13 protein-coding genes and 1 pseudogene are annotated in these 15,289 nt (G+C 70.3%); 8 read left to right on the top strand and 6 right to left on the bottom strand.

What is annotated here, in order from left to right:
- Positions 1 to 20: 20 nt before the first annotated feature.
- Entirely contained in the window at positions 21 to 347 is a 327-nt protein-coding gene (locus ACFQVC_RS23970) for a MerR family transcriptional regulator (protein WP_381833890.1), read from the bottom strand.
- 556 nt (positions 348 to 903) lie between these two features.
- Positions 904 to 1,158, bottom strand: a pseudogene (locus tag ACFQVC_RS23965) (TetR/AcrR family transcriptional regulator); the annotation flags it as partial.
- A gap of 36 nt (positions 1,159 to 1,194) precedes the next feature.
- Here ACFQVC_RS23965 and ACFQVC_RS23960 point away from each other — a divergent pair.
- Positions 1,195 to 1,623 carry an FAD-dependent oxidoreductase gene (locus tag ACFQVC_RS23960; protein ID WP_381833887.1) on the top strand — a complete coding sequence of 143 codons (429 nt, stop codon included), beginning with the start codon at positions 1,195 to 1,197 and terminating at the stop codon, positions 1,621 to 1,623.
- Between the two features lie 174 nt (positions 1,624 to 1,797).
- Here ACFQVC_RS23960 and ACFQVC_RS23955 read toward each other — a convergent pair whose 3' ends face one another.
- Positions 1,798 to 2,286, bottom strand: a complete 489-nt coding sequence (locus tag ACFQVC_RS23955) for a hypothetical protein (RefSeq protein WP_381833884.1) — start codon at positions 2,284 to 2,286, stop codon at positions 1,798 to 1,800.
- A 287-nt stretch (positions 2,287 to 2,573) separates the two neighbouring features.
- Between ACFQVC_RS23955 and ACFQVC_RS23950 the strand changes: the two genes are divergently transcribed.
- A complete protein-coding gene (locus ACFQVC_RS23950; RefSeq protein ID WP_381833881.1) occupies positions 2,574 to 4,658 on the top strand; it encodes a bifunctional polysaccharide deacetylase/glycosyltransferase family 2 protein in 2,085 nt (694 codons plus the stop codon).
- Positions 4,659 to 4,831: 173 nt separating this feature from the next.
- Positions 4,832 to 6,076, top strand: a complete 1,245-nt coding sequence (locus tag ACFQVC_RS23945) for an LCP family protein (RefSeq protein ID WP_381833878.1) — start codon at positions 4,832 to 4,834, stop codon at positions 6,074 to 6,076.
- 49 nt (positions 6,077 to 6,125) lie between these two features.
- Here ACFQVC_RS23945 and ACFQVC_RS23940 read toward each other — a convergent pair whose 3' ends face one another.
- From ACFQVC_RS23940 to ACFQVC_RS23930, 3 genes are all read right to left on the bottom strand, one after another.
- Positions 6,126 to 7,283 (bottom strand): D-alanyl-D-alanine carboxypeptidase family protein, encoded by a 1,158-nt coding sequence (locus ACFQVC_RS23940; protein ID WP_381833876.1) that lies wholly within the window; start codon positions 7,281 to 7,283, stop codon positions 6,126 to 6,128.
- A gap of 146 nt (positions 7,284 to 7,429) precedes the next feature.
- Entirely contained in the window at positions 7,430 to 8,143 is a 714-nt protein-coding gene (locus ACFQVC_RS23935) for a polyamine aminopropyltransferase (RefSeq protein ID WP_381833873.1), read from the bottom strand.
- 73 nt (positions 8,144 to 8,216) lie between these two features.
- On the bottom strand, positions 8,217 to 9,902 hold the full coding sequence (locus ACFQVC_RS23930) for a ribonuclease J (RefSeq protein ID WP_381833870.1): 1,686 nt from the start codon (positions 9,900 to 9,902) through the stop codon (positions 8,217 to 8,219).
- A gap of 254 nt (positions 9,903 to 10,156) precedes the next feature.
- Between ACFQVC_RS23930 and ACFQVC_RS23925 the strand changes: the two genes are divergently transcribed.
- The 5 genes from ACFQVC_RS23925 to ACFQVC_RS23905 all read left to right on the top strand — a co-directional run bounded on the left by ACFQVC_RS23925 (position 10,157) and on the right by ACFQVC_RS23905 (position 15,289).
- On the top strand, positions 10,157 to 11,572 hold the full coding sequence (locus ACFQVC_RS23925) for a vanadium-dependent haloperoxidase (protein WP_381833868.1): 1,416 nt from the start codon (positions 10,157 to 10,159) through the stop codon (positions 11,570 to 11,572).
- A 68-nt stretch (positions 11,573 to 11,640) separates the two neighbouring features.
- Positions 11,641 to 12,699 carry a selina-4(15),7(11)-diene synthase gene (locus ACFQVC_RS23920; RefSeq protein ID WP_381833865.1) on the top strand — a complete coding sequence of 353 codons (1,059 nt, stop codon included), beginning with the start codon at positions 11,641 to 11,643 and terminating at the stop codon, positions 12,697 to 12,699.
- A 9-nt stretch (positions 12,700 to 12,708) separates the two neighbouring features.
- Entirely contained in the window at positions 12,709 to 13,182 is a 474-nt protein-coding gene (locus tag ACFQVC_RS23915; RefSeq protein WP_381833862.1) for an NUDIX hydrolase, read from the top strand.
- A 110-nt stretch (positions 13,183 to 13,292) separates the two neighbouring features.
- Positions 13,293 to 13,760, top strand: coding sequence for a hypothetical protein (locus ACFQVC_RS23910; RefSeq protein ID WP_381833859.1), 468 nt, complete (start codon positions 13,293 to 13,295; stop codon positions 13,758 to 13,760).
- A gap of 95 nt (positions 13,761 to 13,855) precedes the next feature.
- Entirely contained in the window at positions 13,856 to 15,289 is a 1,434-nt protein-coding gene (locus ACFQVC_RS23905; protein ID WP_381833856.1) for a glycerophosphodiester phosphodiesterase family protein, read from the top strand.

The raw sequence follows: 15,289 nt of genomic DNA, 5'->3' as shown, positions 1-15,289 counted from the left end.
CCTCGCCGCGGGCGCAGTTCCTACGGTTCGTTGCCGCGGGCGCGGAGTTCGTCGTTGATGCGCTTGGCCTCTTCCAGCTGGTCTTCGAGGATGACGATGCGGCACGCGGCCTCGATCTGGGTGCCCTGGTCGACCAGTTCACGGGCCCGGGCGGCGATGCGCAGCTGGTAGCGGGAGTAGCGGCGGTGGCCGCCTTCGGAACGCAGCGGGGTGATCAGATGGTTCTCGCCCAGGGTGCGCAGGAACGCGGGCGTGGTGCCGAGCATTTCGGCGGCGCGGCCCATGGTGTAGGCGGGGTAGTCGTCGTCATCGAGACTGGCGGCGGAACGGGGACTGCTAGGGGTCATAGCACCTCTTCTTTCGGGGACGCATCGAGGGGCCCGGGTGCCTTGCGGCACCCGGGCCCCGAGCTTTCAACACCATCTACCGGCTTACTGCGCCGGCCTTCTTATTCCGCCGGTCCGCCTGGGAGGGCGGAGGAGCGGGGATCGCGGATGCGTGACCGGGGACCACCTTCCGTTCTGGGGCCTGCGGTACCCGAGCGGTGCTCTTCCTCGCCCGGGCGATCCTGATGGCGTGGGCTCCTTACCTCGTTGTATCTGTCGGACCTACTGCTGACTTGCCGTACTGCTCGCGGCCCCTGGGGCCGCCCGGCCCGGCAGCCAGTGAGGGGACCCACCGTTTCCGGCCCCGCCACTCCACTGCCGTTCCGCTACTTCCGGTACTGCTCGCACGGCAGTTCGTCTCTGCCGTGCCGTCTTCGACTTCTTGGCTACGAGAGAAAGGCTAACCCTGGAGCACGCGAAAGTCTACTGCCGCCATGACAGATATTCTTCCGTGCCGAACGTGGGGACTCTGCCCTGTGCCCATACGGAAGAGCGGCCTTCGCGGGCCGGTGGGCCCCTAGGCCAGATGCAGTGCCGTGACGCCGGCGAGGACGAGATCGAACCCGGTGAGGAACTGCCCGCGGTCGTCGTGATCGCGCATCTGGTCCGCGACGGCCCGCGTGAACGGATAGTCGTCGGGGTCGAGTTCTTGCCATGCCGTCGATACGGCGTCGAGGAACTCGGTGCGGTTCGCCTCGGATCCCAGGGCCAGAGTGCGGGCGCTCTCGGTGTTCGCGGTGTTCTGGCCGGCGGCGCCGAGGATGTAGTGCAGGCCTACCGGGAGAGCGGCGGGGCCCTCCACACCTACGTGGCGCTCCGCAAGCCGCGGGACTGGTTCGCCGGTATCGATTTCACGGATCCCGCCACGGCCGCCGCGCGGATCGCGCGGGAATTCGAGGGCTGGGCGCCCGAGCTCACCGTACTCATCACCGGGGGCGACACCGCACCGGTCCTGCGCCCCCTCAACACGCTGCCCGCCGGGCACCGGTGGGACCGCGTGCCGGGAGTGACCCTGCTCGGTGACGCCGCCCACCTCATGATCCCGTCCTGCGAAGGCGCCAACCTGGCGATGTACGACGGCGCCGAACTCGGCAAGGGCAAGGCGCCAACCTGGCGATGTACGACGGCGCCGAACTCGGCAAGGGCATCGCCGCACACCCTGAGGACATCGAGGCCGCGCTCACGGGATACGGGCAGCCCTGTTCCCCCGCAGCGCCGCCGAAGCCGGCCGTCTTGACGAGCTCATGTACGGCGACAGCACCCCCCCGGTGCCTGATCGCCATGTTCACCGGGGGCGAGCAGCCCCGATGAGCCACTCGCCCCGGGAACTGGGATGCTCGGTCATCGTCCGGTGCCGGTGCCGGTGCCGGTGCCGCGGTTCGGTCCGGACTCCGGCGGTGGCTCGCTTCGGTCACCAGACCTTGGGGCGCCTCTTGTCCTTCAGCGCGTGTGTCAACGCGAAGTCCTGTTTGCGTGCGAAGTCGCCGTACTGAAGCGGGCGACCGTCTTCATCCACCTTGGCCACGCAGAACACCTCATTGCGCAATGTGGCGGTCAGCGGGGGTTCCGCCGCTTCGACCAGATCCGCGAGCTGTGCGTAACCAGGGTCGGTCGCGGCCCTGAAACGAATGCGTTCCACGAGTTTGTCGCGGGCCTCGGCGCCCGAGAAACAGGGCCGTGTCGCCCCCATCACTTTCCCGCCGTCCCCGGTCCGTGGATCGAACGCGGTCCACATCCAGGCCCATAACTCCATCGTGGCCCCCTTCTGGGCGATGAGGCTGCTCGGTCGGTGCGGGCAGGCGCGCGCCTCCCACGGAGTTGATGACGCCATGCCAATGGATTCCGGTTCCTCCGCGATGCGCGCGCGAAGGCAGGTGCGCGGCACCAGGTGGATTTGCATGTGCGATGCCTTCCGCACCGCTTCGGACGCGCGCTCTCACCTGGCCGTCACAGGTCGATGTGTGATCTTCACGAGCGTGGTCCCTGCATGTCCTGATACTTCCTGGGATGGACGGATCAAATGGCGTGGTTGTCTCAAGTGGGTTGATTTGACCGTGGTTTGCAAAGCGCAACCATGCTGTGGCTACACTCCCTGCGCATGAGTAACGGGAAGAGGCGCCTCCGCACGTGGTCCCCGAAGGCGGGCAGACGACGCACTACAGGTGGATCAGGTGATCCGGTCACCTGATGGCGGCGCGACACAAGCACAAGCGCGCACCACGCGCACACTGGCTCTTGCTGGCCTTTTCCCTGTCGCTGGTTGCGGCGGTCCTCGTCTTCCACGGCTGGACCACCCACGAAATCGACTCCGCGAAAACACGGCTGACGTGCAGTGAACCCGTACCCGACGGCGTGGACACCGAGGCCCCGGTGCTGCGGCAGGTGCGCGGCGACTCCGCGGTGTCGTCGTCGGTGCCCGCCGGCACGGTCGCGCTGACCTTCAACGGAGGCCCCGACCCGACCTGGACGCCGAGAATCCTGGACGCGCTGCGCCGGGCCGACGCCCACGCCACCTTTTTCCTGCGCGGCGCGGACGCGGCCAAGCACCCCGGGCTCGTACGGCAGATCCGCGACGCGGGCCACGAGATCGGCTCCGGGACCTATACCGGTGCGGCGATGGACCGCGCCTCGAAGCAGCGCGCGGGCCTCGAACTCTCGCTGACCCAGGCGGCGCTGGCCGGATCCGCGAGCCTGGACACCCATCTGCTCCGGATGCCCCAGACGACCTCGGTGGACACCCTGTGCGGCGACCAGTGGCCGGCGGTGCAGCGGGCCTCGGCCGCCGGATACACGGTCGTCGCGGCGTCCCCGTGGAACAAGCCCACGGACAGCGGCGTGCTGCGTCAGTACGAACAGGACGCGCGCGGTCTCGGCCAGGTCCGAGCACTCCTGAAGAACCGGGACGTCGAGAGCTTCACCACGGTGACCGGGGCCACCGGCCTGCCGCCGGCCGAGGGTCCCGTGTCGACACCGGAGCAGCTGCGCGGCCAGGCGCTCGTCCAGTCCGTCCGGGCGGGCGACTGGTTCCTCTCCGTCATGAACTGGCTGCTCGTCATCGCCGGCGGGCTCGGCGTACTGCGCCTGCTCCTGCTGGTCTTCTTCGCCCGGGTGCACGTACGGCGCCTGGAGCGGTTCCGGCCGGGCTCGCCGTGGCTGCGGCAGGTCCGTGATCCGGTCACGGTGCTCGTCCCCGCGTACAACGAGGAGAAGGGCATCGAGTCGACGCTGCGCTCGCTGCTCGCGTCCACCCACCGGCAGCTGCAGATCGTGGTGATCGACGACGGCTCGACGGACCGTACGGCCGATGTCGCCGAAGCCGTCCGTGACCCGCGGGTCACGGTCGTACGGCAGGCCAACGCGGGCAAGGCGGAGGCCCTCAACACCGGTCTGGCGCACGCCCGTCACCACATCGTGGTGATGGTCGACGCCGACACCGTCCTGGAAGCGGACGCGATCCGGCGTCTCATCCAGCCGCTCGCCCACCCCGCCGTCGGCGCGGTCAGCGGCAACACCAAGGTCGGCAACCGGCGCGGTCTGCTCGGCCGTTGGCAGCATCTGGAGTACTGCTTCGGCTTCAACCTCGACCGCCGTATGTTCGAGGTCCTGGAGTGCATGATCACGGTGCCGGGTGCGATCGGTGCGTTCCGGCGCGACGCCGCCCTCGGCGTCGGCGGCGTCAGCACGGACACCCTCGCCGAGGACACCGACCTGACCATGGCCCTGTGGCGGGCCGGCTGGCGGGTGGTCTACGAGGAGACCGCGGTGGCGTGGACGGAAGTGCCCACCTCGCTGCGGCAGTTGTGGCGCCAGCGCTACCGCTGGTGCTTCGGCACCCTGCAGGCCGCCCGCAAACACCGGCAGGCCGCGCGGGAGTTCGGCCCGGCCGGCCGGTTCGCGCGCCGCGGGATCAGCTATCTCCTGGTGTTCCAGGTGGCGCTGCCCCTGCTGGCGCCGGTCATCGACGTCTACGCGCTGTACGGCGCGCTCTTCCAGGACCGCACGGAGGCACTCGCCGTGTGGGGCGCCTTCCTGGGCCTGCAGATGATCTGCGCGGCGTACGCGCTCAAGCTCGACGGCGAGCGTCTGAGGGCGCTGTGGGTGATGCCGTTCCAGCTGTTCGTCTACCGGCAGCTGATGTATCTGGTGGTGATCCAGTCGGTGGTGGCCGCGCTGTGCGGAACCCGTCTGAAGTGGCAGCGGATGAACCGTGCCGGCACGGCGGCGCAGCAGATCAGCGCCCGGCCGCGGCAGCGGAGTCTGGAGTCGAGATGACCGAGTGGACGCGAGCGGGAGCCCGGGGCGACGAGGCTACCGACCTGCCAGGACAACCGGATCAGTACGGCCTGCCGGATCAGCGCGACCGGCCGGATCGGCACGGGCAATCCAGACAGTCCAGACAGTCCGGGCAGTCCGGGCAGCCCGGACAGGGGGCGGAGCCGCCGCGCGTGATCTCCGGCCGGATCGTCGACGGGCCGGGCGCCGGGCCGCCGGGCGGCGGGCCTTTCGCCGGTCCATACGATCCGCACTTCGCTGCGGCGCCCGAGTACGCCTGGCCCCACCCCGCCGACGCCACCGCCGATCCCGGTCCGTACGCGCCGCTGCTGGTACGAGAGCCCGCCGCGGCCCCGCCCGGCGGTGTCGGCGACGCCATCGGAGACGGCACCGCCGGCGGCTACGGCAGCAGCGAGCGCGCACCCAAACCGCCGCGCAGCCGCCGCCGCAAGCTCGCCCTGCTCGCCCTCTTCCTGGTCCTGGCGCTGGCCGCGACCGGAGTGAGCGGCTACGTCTGGGCCGACTCCACCCTCAACAAGGGCATCGAACTCGGCGACCTCCACGACCGCCCGGCACCGGGCAAGGGCACCACGTACCTCATCGTCGGTTCCGACAGCCGGGAGGGCATGTCGGCACAGGACAGGAAGCGGCTGCACACCGGTGGTTCGGCCGACGCAGGCCGGCGCACCGACTCGATGATGCTGCTGCACACCGGCGCGCACGGGACCACGATGGTGAGCCTGCCACGCGACGCCTGGGTGACCGTGCCCGCCTATGTCCGCCCCGACACCGGTGTCCACTACCCGGCGAAGAAGAACAAGCTCAACGCGGCCTTCTCGCTGGGCGGCGCACCCCTCCTGGTCCGTGCCGTCGAGGCCGGCACGGGGCTGCGCATCGACCACTACGCGGAGATCGGCTTCAGCGGCTTCGTGGGGATCGTCGACGCGGTCGGCGGGGTGCCGATGTGCCTGGACCACGCGGTGCACGACCCCAAGTCGGGACTGAACCTGGCGAAGGGCTGCCACACCCTCGACGGACGCCGGGCCCTGGCCTTCGTACGCCAGCGCCACCAGGAGAAGGAGGGCGACCTCGGCCGGACGAAGAACCAGCAGAAGTTCCTCGCCGCCCTCGCCAGGAAGGCGGCCTCGCCCGAGGTCGTCGGCAGCCCCGGCACGGCCTTCTCGGCGGCCTCCGCCGGTCTCGGCGCGCTCACCGTCGACAACGGCACGGCGCCGCAGGACCTGTACACACTGTTCGACGCGATGCGCGGCGGCGGTTCGGTGACCCGCCTGAACATGCCGGTGACGGGCCGCGGCCTCGCGACCCCGGCCGGATCCGCGGTGGAGGTGGACTGGCGGAAGGCGCGCGACGTGTTCGAGCGGCTCAAGGCGGACCAGCCGGTCCGGACCACCCGCTGACGGCCCGCCGGAGGCCGGGGTTCGCGGCAGCCCCCAGTGCAGCGGCCGGTCAACCGGCGTTCGTGCCACGCCGGTTGCGACGGCGTACCAGCGCGGCGGCCACTCCCAGGACGGCCACCCCCGCGCCCGCTCCCACCAGCGGCCAGACCGCGCCCCCGGATTCACCGCGGGCCGCCGTCACATGAGAGGCAGGGGCAGGGGCAGGGCGTGGTGCGGGCGGATTCAGCGAGCCGACCGGCTTGACGTGCCGTGCGGCGTCGAACCCCCAGTCCAGCAGGGCCCTCGCCTCCTCATACACGGCGAAGCCGTCGCCCCACTGCGGGTTCATCACCGACACCACCAGGGTGCGGCCGCCCTGCCGCGCGGCGGCGATCAATGTGTGACCCGCCCTGCTGGTGTAGCCGTTCTTGACACCGATGAGTCCCGGGTACGGTGCGACGCCGTCGGCGCCCGTCAGGAGCCGGTTGGTGTTCTGGATGTCGTACGACCAGCCGTCCGCCGGGAACTTGGCGGTGGCCGTCTTGGCGTACCGGGAGAACTCCGGGTGGGCGACACCCGTACGGCCGAAGACCGCCAGGTCGTACGCGGAGGAGACCTGGCCGGGCGCGTCGTAGCCGTCGGGGGAGACCACCCGGGTGTCACGCGCTCCCAGGGCGCGGGCCTTGGCCTGCATCCGTGCGGCGGTGTGCCGCCACCCGCCGTTCATCCCGGCGAGGACGCGCACCGCGTCGTTGCCCGAACTGAGGAACACGCCACGCCAGAGATCCGCCGCCCGGTAGGTGCGGCCCGGAATGACGCCGACCAGGCTGCTGCCCTCGCCCACTCCGGCGAGCTCGGCCTCGGTCACTTTGTGGCGCACGGTGCCCGGAAGGCCGGGCAGCGCGGTGAGTGCGAACAGTGTCTTGAGGGTGCTGGCCGGGGGCAGCTTGCGGTGTGCGTTCTTGGCGGCGAGCACCGCACCGCTGCGGGCGTCGGCCACCAGCCAGGACAGGGCCGACACCTCGGTGGGCAGCGCGGGCGCTCCCGCAGCGGGGCGGACCTGTACTCCCTTGCGGTGCAGCAGTGAGGAGTCGGCGGACACGGGGCGCGGGGGCTTCGGCCCGGTGTGCCGGGCAGCCGCGGCCGGTGCCGGGCCGAGCAGCAGCGCACCGGCCGCGCATGCGATGACGGAGGCCAGAACGGAGCGGGCCGCTGATCTGATGGGCATTCAGGCACCATAAAAAGCCCGGAAGTTGCACCGGACCGCGGCGTGCCGGGCCGGGGGAGTGCGGCACCCGGATGCCGTACCCTGCCCGGCCCACCCGCGCGCCGCAGGCCGCCCGCGCTGCCCTGGGGGCTGCCGTTGAGGCCTGCTCAGGTGTGCGCCACGTAGACCGTGTTGGTCGACGTGCCGCCCTGCAGCGGGTTGTCGAAGGCGACGACGTGGGCTTCCGACGTGCTGAAGGCGTGCGCGAGGCGAGCGGAGAACTCGTCGTCCGGCGGGTCGTTCGACCACAGCGCGAAGACACCGCCGGGGTGGAGCTGGGCGGCGAGGGCCCGCAGGCCGGCCGGCTGGTAGAGCGCCGCGTGCCGGGGATGAAGGACGTGCTGGGGCGAGTGGTCGACGTCCAGGAGCACCGCGTGGAAGCGGCGGTCGGGACGGTCGGGATCGAGGCCCTGGCCGGCGTCGGCCAGGGCGAAGAAGTCGCCCTGGACCAGACGGCAGCGGGGGTCGTCGGCCAGGCCAGCGCCCAGGGGCACAAGGCCGCGCCGGTGCCAGTCGATGACTTCGGCGAGGGCGTCGATGACCACGAGGGAGCGCACGCGCGTATCGTCCAGGGCCGCGCGGGCGGTGTAGCCCAGGCCGAGTCCGCCCACCGCGACATCCAGGTCGGTGCCCGAGAGGCCCTCCAGGCCGAGCCGGGCGAGTGCGACCTCGCCCGCCGTGAAGAGGCTGGACATCAGGAACTCGTCCCCGAGTTTCACCTCGTGCACGTCCTGGCCGGTCACCGGATCCCGGCGACGGCGCAGACTGATGTCCCCCATCGGCGTGGGGCGCCAGTCGATTTCCTCGAAGCGCATGCTCATCGGTTCACCCTCATCGGCCTTCGTTCGTCTTTCCGGCGCGCTGTCCGCTGCCGCTCCACCTCTTGCCGTGAGGTCAGGCGTCGATGATGACGGGGATGACGAGGGGCCTGCGGCGGTGGGTGCGGAAGGCCCAGTTCGCCACGGCACGGGCGATGAGCTGTTCCAGCTGGTGGGGGTCCCCGACCCCTTCCTGTGCCGCGTGCGCAAGGGTCTTCTCGATCAGCGGGATCACCGGTTCGAAGGTCGACTCGTCGTGGACGAAGCCGCGGGCCAGGAAGTCGGGGGGCTCGGTCAGGGCGCCGGTGTCGGCGTCGACGAGGGCCACGACGGTGACGACGCCCTCCTCGGCGAGGGTGCGGCGGTCCTTGAGGGATGCCTCGGTGGCACCGCCGACCTCCATGCCCTCCACGTAGACGTTGCCGGCCGGAACCTTGCCGGTGATGGACGCCCGGCCGTCGACGAGGTCGACGACGACACCGTCCTCGGCGATCACCACACGCTTGGGGTCGACCCCGGTACGGATGGCCAGATCGGCGTTGGCCCGCATGTGCTTCCACTCGCCGTGCACGGGCATGACGTTGCGCGGCTTGACGATGTTGTAGCAGTAGACGAGTTCACCGGCGCTGGCGTGCCCGGAGACATGCACCTTGGCGTTGCCCTTGTGCACGACGGTGGCGCCCCAGCGGGTCAGACCGTTGATCACCCGGTAGATGGCGTTCTCGTTGCCGGGAATGAGCGAACTGGCCAGCAGCACGGTGTCGCCCTCGCCGATACGGATCATGTGGTCGCGGTTGGCCATCCGGGACAGCGCGGCCATCGGCTCGCCCTGGGATCCGGTGCACACCAGGGCGATCTGGTTCGCGGGCAGCTTCTCGAGTTCCTTCGCGGCGACCACCAGGCCGGGCGGGACCTGCAGATAGCCCAGTTCGCGGGCGATGCCCATGTTCCGCACCATCGAACGGCCCACGAAGGCGACCTTGCGGCCGTGCTGGTGGGCGGCGTCCAGGATTTGCTGGATGCGGTGCACATGGCTGGCGAAGCTGGAGACGATCACGCGGCGCGGTGCGGTCCGCATGACCTGGTCGATGGCCGGGGTCAGCTCGCGCTCGGAGGTGGTGAAACCCGGGACCTCCGCGTTGGTGGAGTCGGTCAGGAAGAGATCGACGCCCTCCTCGCCGAGCCGGGCGAAAGCGCGCAGGTCGGTGATCCGGTCGTCCAGGGGGAACTGGTCCATCTTGAAGTCACCGGTGTGCAGGACCATGCCGGCCCCGGTGCGGATCGCCACCGCGAGACTGTCCGGGATGGAGTGGTTGACGGCCACGAACTCACAGCCGAAAGGCCCGAATTCACGCCGGTCGCCCTCGCGTACGCGGACCGTGCGCGGCGTGATGCGGTGCTCTTTGAGTTTGGCCTCGAGGAACGCGAGCGTCAGCTTCGAGCCGACCACAGGGATGTCCTGCCGCTCCCGCAGCAGATACGGCACCGCCCCGATGTGGTCCTCGTGACCATGCGTCAGCACCAGTGCGACGACATCGTCCAGACGGTCCCTGATCCAGGTGAAGTCCGGCAGGATCACGTCCACGCCCGGCTGATGCTCCTCGGGGAAGAGCACGCCGCAGTCGACGACCAGAAGCTTTCCGCCGTACTCGAAGACGGTCATATTGCGGCCGATCTCGCCCAGACCGCCCAGGGCGACCACCCTCAACCCTCCCTCGGGCAGTGGCCGTGCGGGTTTCAGCTCGGGATGGGGATGACTCATACCCCGACGCTACCGGAGAGAGCGCCGGGTTGATCCACACGAGCTGCCGTACCCGACGTGTGGCGCGGACGAGGAGCCACGTGGCGGTGTTCCGGCCATTCTCCGGCCGGGCGCCTCCGGGCCGCAGGGTCGCGGGTTCTTCCAAGACCGGACCGTGGCGGTGGGGCAGTGTTCGGTGCGGTAGCGGGGGGGGCTGCCCCGCTGTGTCACCGGCAGGTACGTCCTGTCGGGTGCCTACGACCAAAGGGGTGGGAATGTCCAGACCGAAGTTCGGTGTCCGAAGACGCCTGGTCTCGATCGCAGCGGTGCTGGCCACCGCGGGGGGAGCGCTCTTGGCGGCTCCGTCGACCGCGGCCGCCGCGCTGCCGCCGCATCCGATCGACGACCCGGTCATCTACTGGAACGACGTGCTGCTGCAGCTCATCCGCCGCGAGGGGGGTTCGCCGGTGCGGATGGCCAGGTCGGCGGCCATGCTGAACGCGGCGATGTACGACGCGGAGAGTTCGTACCGCCTCACCTGGAAGGGCGGGGTGACGTCCGAGGCGTATCTCTCCGTCAAGAAGTACGCGGGCTGGTCCGAGGGCCCGGACGAGGAAGAGCGGGTCCTGGGGCGCACGGCGTACAACGTGCTGCTCAAGCTGTACGGCCCCAGGCAGACGCAGTTCCTGGACGCGAAGTTCCGGGAGCGGTTCGGCACCGAGCCGACCGACGGTGATCTCCTCGACTACACCATCGTCGGCCCGATGGTCGACCAGATCATGAAAGCCCGGGAGAACGACGGCTCCACCAATAGCGAGGCGTACTCCTCCGACGGGGTGCCGGGAGCCTGGCGCCACACCAGCTATCCCGATATGGCGGACCCGGACTGCGACGAGGACAGCGACGCGGTGGAGCCCAACTGGGGGCTGGTGAAACCGTTCGCGCTGGCCTCCGGCAGCCAGTTCAGGCCGCCCACTCCGGGCACGTACGGAACGTACGAGAAGCTGCTGGAGAGCGAGGAGTACAAGCGGCAGGTCGAGGCGGTCCGCAAGCTGGGCGCCGACCGGCCGACCGCCGCCACCCCCGAGATCACCCGCACCACGGAGCAGGAAGCGGCCGCCTGGTTCTGGGCCAACGACCTGAACGGCACGTACAAGCCGCCGGGGCAGCTGCTCCAGGCGACCCGGCACGTCTCGGAGGCCCGCGGTCTCGACACCTACGAGAACGCGCGGCTGTTCGCCCTGGTGTCGCTGGCCCTGGCGGACTCCGGCATCGCGGTGCGGGACGTCAAGTACCAGACGAACATCGACCTTTGGCGCCCGGTGTCGGCGATCCGTGAGTCCGGTATCGACCGGAACTGGAAGCCGCTCCTGAAGAACGTGGACGGGGTGAACGTGAGCCCCTGCTTCCCGGCCTGGGCCTCCGGGCACGCCACCTTCGGCGCGGCATGGGCGCAGGTGATGGAGCGCTACTTCACCACCGACCGGATCGCCTTCGACATGACCACCGACGACAAGCAGTCGCCGGTCAAGACACGCCACTTCACGAGCTTCAGCGAGGCGGCGACGGAGAACGCCAACAGCCGGGTGTGGCTGGGCGTGCACTTCCCGTGGGACGCGACCGACGGGCTGACCCTCGGCACGAAGATCGGCGACTACGTCTTCGACAACAGGCTCAAGGATCTGACCTGAGCTGACCTGAACTGAATGCAGGTGAACTGGACCAGGCCCAGGGGGTGTTGCGCCCCCTCGGCCGTTCCGTGCCTGGTGCGCAAGCGTTCAACGCGTTCACGCTTCACCGCCCCGACCATGCGCTGATCGAGCAGCGCACCGGTGAGTGGGCCGAACAGTTCAGGATCGGCTCGCCCGCTCTGCGCCGACATCTGGTCACCCACGACATCGGCACCTTCGCCGCGCGCATCCTTCCCGGCGGAGAGCCGCAAGTGGTGCAGATCCCGGGCGACTTCGTCCTGTGGCTGTTCGGCGTGGACGACGGCCACTGCGAGGAAGGAGACCTGGGCCGCAACCCTGAGGATCTCGCGGTGCTCTCGGCCGGGCTGCTGCGTATCGTCCAGAATCCCGAGGTACCCACACTCGGCACGGACCCGCTCGCCGCAGGGCTGCGGGATCTGCGCCGCCGTATCGACGTGCACGCGACTCCGGGGCGGACGGCGCGGTGGGTCGACGCCTTGCGCGAGTACTTCTTCTCCGTCATCTGGGAGGCCTCGTACCGCAAGAGGAATGGGGTTGCCTGCCTGGACGCCCACACCCTGATGCGGCTCTACGACGGCGCCACCTCGGTCATCCCGCCGCTGCTGGAAATGGGCCACGGCTACGAACTTGATTCCCTTGAGCGGGACAGCACCGCGGTCCGGGCGGCCACAGAGATGGCGTACTCCGTCATCACCTGGGACAACGACATCTTCTCCCATCACAAGGAGTGCAGAAGCGGCCTCTATTACCTCGACGCGGTCCGTGTCCTGGAACGCGAGTACGGTCTGACCACTGCCGAAGCCCTCACCGAGGCCATCCGCCAACGCGACCACGTGCTGGTTCTCTTCGAGGAGCCGACGGCCACGCTGCGCCGGCAGGGAAGTCCTCGACTGCGCACCTTCCTCGGCAGCCTGGCCGACTTCATCCGCGGTGCCCAGGACTGGGGCATCAGCTCGCTGCGCTACACCACCCCGGACGACCCGGCCGCCCTGCCCGACGTCTTCGAACGCACCCCGCAGGTGAGCCGTTCAGCCCCGCTCGGGATCCCCTCCATCGACTGGTGGTGGGACCAGCTGCCCGGCCGGGGGAGCCGTACCACTGGCTAACCTCCAGGGATGGATCTACGACTGGCGGCGTACGCCGTGTGCATCGAGGAGGGGCGGGCGCTGCTCGCTCGGGCCGTGCGGCCGGACGGCGGCAAGACCTGGACGCTTCCGGGTGGCAGGGTCGAGCACGCGGAGGATCCGTTCGACGCGGTGATCCGGGAGGTCGCCGAGGAGACCGGCCTTGAGGCTGTCGTCGAGCGCCTTCTGGGCGTGGACTCCAGGGTGGTTCCCGCGGCGGAGCGGCGCTTGCCGGGACGGCCCGCACTGCAGAACGTCGGCATCTTCTACGAGGTCCGGATCACCGGCGGGCGGCTGCGGCCCGAGCCGAACGGCCACACCGCCGAGCCTGCCTGGACTCCGCTCCCCGACGTTCCCGGCCTCAGCCGGTCCTCGCTGCTCGACATCGGCCTGGCTCTGGCGCGGACCGCTCCGGCGACCGGCCACGTCGCTCCTGTCCCGGTGGGCGGCCTGATCGAGCACTGAGGCCGCCGCGCGGGCCGGGGCGGCGGTGCCGGGTGCGAAGCGAAGTGACTGACAGGGCGGTCGTCGGCTGACTACGCTCGATGGACCACCCGGCAAGTGGGGGAGGGCGGATGAGCCGCCTCGTGGCCGAGCTCGTGTCCGTTCTGCAGGTGATCACCCAGGTCGAGAAGCTGCTCGACGAGGAGCAGGAGCACCTCGGCGCGGTGTACGGCAGCGCCCGCCACGCCGAGCAGATACGCGCGGGCAGCCCGCCCCAGACCCTGATCGGCATCCGGGAACTCCACGACGCGGCCCGCGACAAGCGCACACATCTGGCGACGGCGATCGGCTACCTCGTCGCCGGCCTGGACGACCACATCGAACCTGCCCTGCGCACCGCCCGCTTCCGCCCCCTGGGCCTGCCCTCCGGCATCGACCGTATGGCCCGCCCCCTCGGTGAACGCACCGTGCGTGCCCTGGAGTTGGTCAAGAGCATCGCCGACTTCTTCGACGGCGACGTCGGCATGCACATCGAGGTGTGCCTGGCCGCCTCGGCGCCCACCTACCCGCCCAAGGACTGGACGTCGTACCAGCACTGATCCAAGGTCTCCCGGCTCCGGCTCATGGGCAGCCGGACATGCGGCGATCGTCCGGTCGTTGACCTTGCCTCGCGGGCGACCGAAAATTTGCGCGCATGACACCCAGGCGTACGCCCCGGCTCACGGCGATCGTGGCCCTGGCCCTTGTCGGCACCGGCCTCTCGGCCGCCAACACCCAAGCAATGAACGGCAGTTCAGTCGACCGGGACGGGCGGGGCGGGCGTGAGACGGCGGCGGAGCGTGCCCTCCGCGACTTCCTCGACCACGGCCCCGGCGCGAAGATCCTCACCGCCGCCCACCGCGGCCAGTGGCGCAAGGCACCCGAGAACAGCCTCCCGGCCACGCGCGCCGCCTTCGCCGACGGCGCCGAGATCGCCGAACTCGACGTACGCCTGTCCAGGGACGGCCACCCGGTGCTCATGCACGACCCCACGGTGGACCGCACGACCAACGGCACCGGCAGGGTCGCCGACCTGACCCTGGCGCAGCTCAGGTCGCTGCGCCTGAAGGCGGGGCTCGGCGGTGCGCAGGCGCCGCTGACCGGCGAGCGCGTCCCCACGCTCGCCGAGGCGATGAAGGTGGCCGGGGACCGCGGCCTGGTCAACCTCGACAAGGGCTGGCCGATCCGCGAGGAGATGTACGACGTCCTCAAGGCCACCGGCACCGTGCGCAACGCGCTGTTCAAGAGCGAGGCGCCGGTGGACGAGGTGCAGGCCTTCCGCGAGGCCCACCCCGACGCCCTCTACCTGCACCAGGTCGCAGACCTCGACGGCGAGGTCGTCGACGAGTTCGGGGACGCCCCGCCCCTCGGCTACGAGGTGGGCTTCGTCAGCGAGCGGGACGCACTGGCGCGCCGCCCGGTCATCGGCCGGATGCGCGCCACCGGCCGGCTATGGATCAACGCGATGTGGCACGGCCTGGCCGGCCGCCACACCGACGAGGCGTCCCTGACCGACCCGGCCCGCGGCTGGAAAGCCCTGACCGGAACCTTCGGCGCCGACATCATCCAGACCGACAACGTCGCGGCCTTCGAGTCCTGGCTGCGTACGGGGCACGGCGATCCGCGTCCGCCCGGCGCCCTCCGTATCCAGGCAGAGGGCTTCGCCCGCGGCGGTGAGGGCGTGGCCTACCACGACACCACCCCGGGCAACCGGCAGTCGGCCGCGCGCGCCACCGAGGATGTCGACGTGTGCGACCTCGACGGTGCCGTCGCCGTGTGCTGGATCCGCGGCGGCGAGTGGATCGACTACCACTTCACGGTCGCCGCGCCCGGCCGCTACGCGCTCGCGGCGCGGGTGTCATCGCCGTACTCCCCGGCCGGCACGTATCGCGTCGCCTTCGACGGCGACCGGGCGAGCGGGCCCGTACGGGTGCGCAACACCACCGGGCACAGCGCCTTCTTCCTCCAGGAGAGCGGTGTCGTACGGGAGTTGGGCGCGGGACGGCACCGGCTGCGGATCCGCATGGAGGAGGCGGCCTTCCAGAACTTCAACCTCGACTATGTGCAGCTGAGGAAGGTCGTGCGCTGA

The organism is Streptomyces monticola, from assembly GCF_042665355.1.
GTDB classification, from domain to species: Bacteria; Actinomycetota; Actinomycetes; order Streptomycetales; family Streptomycetaceae; genus Streptomyces; species Streptomyces monticola.
Note: the sequence above shows the minus strand (reverse complement) of the source record. Positions and strands in the feature narration are given on the sequence as shown.

Excerpts from the sequence above, each read along its gene's own strand:
- ACFQVC_RS23955 (WP_381833884.1), bottom strand. The coding sequence starts at position 2,286 with ATGCAAATCCACCTGGTGCCGCGCACCTGCCTTCGCGCGCGCATCGCG.
- ACFQVC_RS23925 (WP_381833868.1), top strand. The coding sequence starts at position 10,157 with ATGTCCAGACCGAAGTTCGGTGTCCGAAGACGCCTGGTCTCGATCGCA.
- ACFQVC_RS23940 (WP_381833876.1), bottom strand. The coding sequence starts at position 7,283 with ATGCCCATCAGATCAGCGGCCCGCTCCGTTCTGGCCTCCGTCATCGCA.
- ACFQVC_RS23910 (WP_381833859.1), top strand. The coding sequence starts at position 13,293 with ATGAGCCGCCTCGTGGCCGAGCTCGTGTCCGTTCTGCAGGTGATCACC.
- ACFQVC_RS23935 (WP_381833873.1), bottom strand. The coding sequence starts at position 8,143 with ATGAGCATGCGCTTCGAGGAAATCGACTGGCGCCCCACGCCGATGGGG.
- ACFQVC_RS23930 (WP_381833870.1), bottom strand. The coding sequence starts at position 9,902 with ATGAGTCATCCCCATCCCGAGCTGAAACCCGCACGGCCACTGCCCGAG.
- ACFQVC_RS23970 (WP_381833890.1), bottom strand. The coding sequence starts at position 347 with ATGACCCCTAGCAGTCCCCGTTCCGCCGCCAGTCTCGATGACGACGAC.
- ACFQVC_RS23905 (WP_381833856.1), top strand. The coding sequence starts at position 13,856 with ATGACACCCAGGCGTACGCCCCGGCTCACGGCGATCGTGGCCCTGGCC.
- ACFQVC_RS23950 (WP_381833881.1), top strand. The coding sequence starts at position 2,574 with ATGGCGGCGCGACACAAGCACAAGCGCGCACCACGCGCACACTGGCTC.
- ACFQVC_RS23915 (WP_381833862.1), top strand. The coding sequence starts at position 12,709 with ATGGATCTACGACTGGCGGCGTACGCCGTGTGCATCGAGGAGGGGCGG.